Here is a 3,863-nt window from a genome sequence, read left to right as displayed (position 1 = left end):
GGCCGAACGGACGCTGGCAGGGGAACGCCAGGCCGACGAGCCAATCCAGGAACACCGGGTCCTTCGAGCCGACGACGTCCTGCAGCGTGCGCAGCTGCGGGATGCGCGGCGGGGTGAGCGCGATCCAGTGCTGCGGCGCCAGGTCTTCGTCGTCGGCGACCAATCGGATCTGGGTGGCGTTGGCGGGGATGGCCGACAGCGGCAACCGCAGGTTCCGCCAGGCTGGGGAGGCGCCCACGTCGGATAACTGCAACGACCCGCCGGGGTGTCCGCCGGCCGCTTGGTCGTCGGTCGCCCACTGGACCTGCACCTCGCGGGGATCGAAGCGGCCGGCCGCGCTCACCACCAGCAGCGGCCGGGCGCTGTCGCGGGTGGGCAGCCGGTACCAGCCCGACCGCAGGTGGGCGGGCAGTTGGATGCCCGACCGCCAGCTGCCGAGCACCGGTGTGCGCGCGGGGTCCAGGCTGTAGGGCAGCTGGGCGACCGAACCGTTGATCCCCGGTGCCGGGGTGGTGCCGCCCTCGGTGCCGGCTTCGGCGCCGGTGACCAGCCTGTCGTCGTTGATGAAGCTGCGGTCGCCCGGGCGTTCCATCACGGGGTCGGCACGGACGTCGGCTGGAATACCGTTGGGGGTGAAGGCTTCCGACAGGCCCGCGCCCAGCGCGTCGGCCACCGTGGCGCTCACCGGCGCCAGCGCGCCGGCGTTGGGGTCCTGTTCCACCAGCACGTCCTCGGCCAGTCCGCAGGACTTGCCGGTGAGGGCCTCGAGGTTGGAGCGGCCCACCGTCCAGGCGGGGTACTGGTCGACCATCGCCAGTGTCAGCGACGCCACCTCGAACACCACCAGCAGCCAGGTCGCAATTGCCAACGGGGACTGGACGATTCCCGCGACTCGTGCGCCCAGGCGGGTCGTCGGCGCGCCGTTGTCTGGATCGACGAAATGGAACCACGCGGCCAGTAGCAGCACCACGACCGTCAGCCCGAGCAGCGCGGTGGCAAAGGCGTAATGCCACGCCGGGAACGAATTCGACCATGGCACACCGAAATTGGAGACATACCACCAGCCGTTGACGCTGGCGAACGACAGGGCCATCAGGAACAGCACCGCGGCCGCGAACATGGTGCGGTTGCGCCGCGACCGCATCGCCACGGAAGTCACGGCGACGGCGGCCAGCGCGCCCAGCGGGCCGGCCAGCCCGGCGAACACCCCGTAATGGTGGGTCCACTTGGTGGGCGTGAACATCATCGCGATAAAGGAGATGATCGTGATTCCGACGATGCGGCGGCTCGGCCCGGCGGCCGTGCCCGGAATCCGGCCCTTGCGCAACGACATTGCGACCGTGATCGCGAGCGCCAGGACCAGCGCCAGCACCGCGAAGCGGCGGGCGACCGAGCCGTCCGGGCTGGCCATGAACAGGCGCTCGTAGCGGATGTGTTCGTCGAACCAGCTCAGGCTGGGGCCGACGGCCCGCTTGAGCATGCTGGCCTGGATCTCGCCGGCCAGGGTTTGGTCTCGGAAGATCAGGATGGCGGTGACGGTGACCGCCGCGAACAGGGGTGCCACCAGCGGCAGCGCGCCGAATCGTTTCGACCTGCGGTGCAGGATCGTCCGCAACGGCCCGATGGCGACCAGCAGGGCGCCGATCGAGGCGATGCCGGTCGGTCCGGAGAACAGCGTCAGCGCACCGATGATGCAGGCGACCGCCACCGGCAGCAGCCGGCTGGTGGCTACCGCGCGCTCCACCGAGCACCAGGTCAGCAGGATGCCCAGCGCGATGATCGGCTCGGGGCGCAGGCCGTTGTTCAGCGGGAGCCACACGGCCAGGAACATGCCCGCCGCGGTCCACGCCGCGCCGCGGTTCTGTTTGACGGCGTGGCCCAGGCGCGGCATCACTTCACGGCTGATCACCCACCAGCACGTCAGCGCCATGGCCAAGGTTGGCAACCGCATCCAGATGCTGGCGGTGCTGACATGGGCCCACACCGCCAGCAGGTCGTAGTACCAGCCGAAGGGCGCCTCCGGCGTGCCGAACCAGCGGTAATAGTTGGCCATGTAGCCGGCGTGCTCGGACACCCGGGCCATGGTCAGGATGTAGCCGTCGTCGGAGGTATTGGCGCCGACGAACTGCCACCACACCAGCACGGCGATGACCAGAGCGTCCAGCCCGCCGATCGACCACCAGCGCGACGGCAGGAAGCGGCGGTGGCGGCTGCCGTCGGCGGTGTCGAGCAGGTGCAGGGCGACCAGGGCGGCGGCCGTCAGCACGAGCCCGAGGATCATCGCCGCCATCTTCAGCTCGGTGGGGCTGCTGCTGTAGCGGGTGTCGATGGTCGCCGAGAAGCTCAGGCCGGGCGGTGTCGGCCCGCTCAGGTCGGTGAAGACGCCGACGATCTGGGGCCGGAAGTCGTAACCGCTCTTCTCGCCGCGCAGCGGTGCGCCGGGGTGCTCGGTGTTGGGCCCCTGGGTCAGGCCGACGAACTCGGCGGTGACCTTCTCCGCGTGGGCGGTGAAGGTCAGCCGCTGGCAGGCCGGGCTGAGCACCTGGCTCAGCGGGGCGGTCACCACCGCGACGTTGCGCACGACGACCACGAGGTAGTCGTTGGCGCGCTGGATGAGCAGCCCGCGGTCGACGGCCTTGGGGGCCTGCTTGGGCACCGTGGACAACAGCACGGTCTTGGCGGCGTTCTGGGGACCGGCCAGCCCGGCGGCGGCCTGACACGGCACGGTGATGTTCAAATCGGTCGCGACGTAACCGATCAGGGGAGCGTCGACGCTTTCGAACGTGCCGTTCTGCGGCCAGTTCAGCTGGGCGGTGGTCTGGTTGACCGGCAGCAGCGGGGTCGCGATGGCCAGCAAAGCCCCGAGCAGCCCGGCGACGATAGCTACCCACCGAGTGATCCGGTGGTTCGCTCCCGTCTCGGTCACGGTGCTAGATGCTAGTTCTTCGATGCTCGGCGGCCCCTTTTGAGGCGAGGTGTCGGTGCTCATCAGCGGCCCGGCACCGGCTTGCGGATGGCCAGCACGAACGGGCCGGCGCTTTGAACGACGAACTGCGGGCTCTCGAAAAGGGCGGCCCGCAGATCGACGGTGTAGCGCCGGACGTTGGGCTGGTTGGGGTAGACGTCCTCGGCGAGCCGCAGGGTGTAGTTGCCGTTCGCACCGCGGCGCATCAGGAACACCGTGGGCGGCGGCCAGGGACAGGTGTCCAGCGCGTGCAGCAGCTCGTCGGCGGACTTGAGTTTGGACCATTTGTTGATCTGGGCGGCCCGCAGGTCGAACTGCGCGAGTGGGTTGGCGTAGTGCGACGTCAGTCCCTGGAATCCCCAATAGGGATAGAACGACAGGAAGCTGTAGTCGGCGGTCATCACGACGGTCTGGTCGCGGGGGCGCCCGGTCACGGTCACGATGGCGCGGTCGATGTCGGGGTAGAACTTCTCCGAGCTGGGCGGTCGCCGGTCGCCGCGCTGGCCGTTGCCGTCCGTGTCGGTGTAGGCGACGGTGAGATCCGGGCGCAGCACGTCGGGGATGTCCTGGCTGAACGCGATCGCGGCGGCCAGGCCGACGGCGCCGGCGAGGGGCAGCACGGCGCGGCCCCGCGCGGACAGCGTGCGCACCGCCTCGACGAAGCCGAACGCCCCGGCGGCGACCAGCAGCACGGTCAGGGTGGGCTGCAGCCGGAACGACAGCAGCGTGGTGCGCGCCCGGTCGTCGGTGCGGGCCAGCGCCCTGGGGATCGGCGTGCTGGCCATCTACCTGTGGTCGCTGCTGTCGATGCTGACCACGCTGGCGCGCACCACGCTGCTGTCGTTCCGGCTGCAGCCCACCCTGACCGTGCTGCTGGTCGCCGCCGGGGCGTTCGGCT

The 3,863-nt window shown here is 70.1% G+C and carries 2 protein-coding genes and 1 pseudogene; 1 reads left to right on the top strand and 2 read right to left on the bottom strand.

Features of this window, described 5'->3' with window-relative positions; all coding sequences use genetic code 11:
* The coding region (locus A9X03_RS01555) for an arabinosyltransferase domain-containing protein (protein WP_082969746.1) at window positions 1–2,989 on the bottom strand (2,989 nt) is incomplete at its 3' end.
* Window positions 2,989–3,702 (bottom strand): annotated as a pseudogene (locus A9X03_RS01550) (arabinofuranosyltransferase); the annotation flags it as partial. The pseudogene A9X03_RS01550 and the gene A9X03_RS01555, both read right to left, overlap by 1 nt.
* Here A9X03_RS01550 and A9X03_RS28090 point away from each other — a divergent pair.
* A partial coding sequence (locus A9X03_RS28090; RefSeq protein ID WP_369830985.1) for an arabinofuranosyltransferase occupies window positions 3,608–3,863 on the top strand: 256 nt, incomplete at its 3' end. The pseudogene A9X03_RS01550 and the gene A9X03_RS28090 sit on opposite strands and share 95 nt — an antisense overlap.

This window comes from Mycobacterium sp. E1715, assembly GCF_001667625.1.
Taxonomy (GTDB): domain Bacteria; phylum Actinomycetota; class Actinomycetes; order Mycobacteriales; family Mycobacteriaceae; genus Mycobacterium.
Note: the sequence above shows the minus strand (reverse complement) of the source record. Positions and strands in the feature narration are given on the sequence as shown.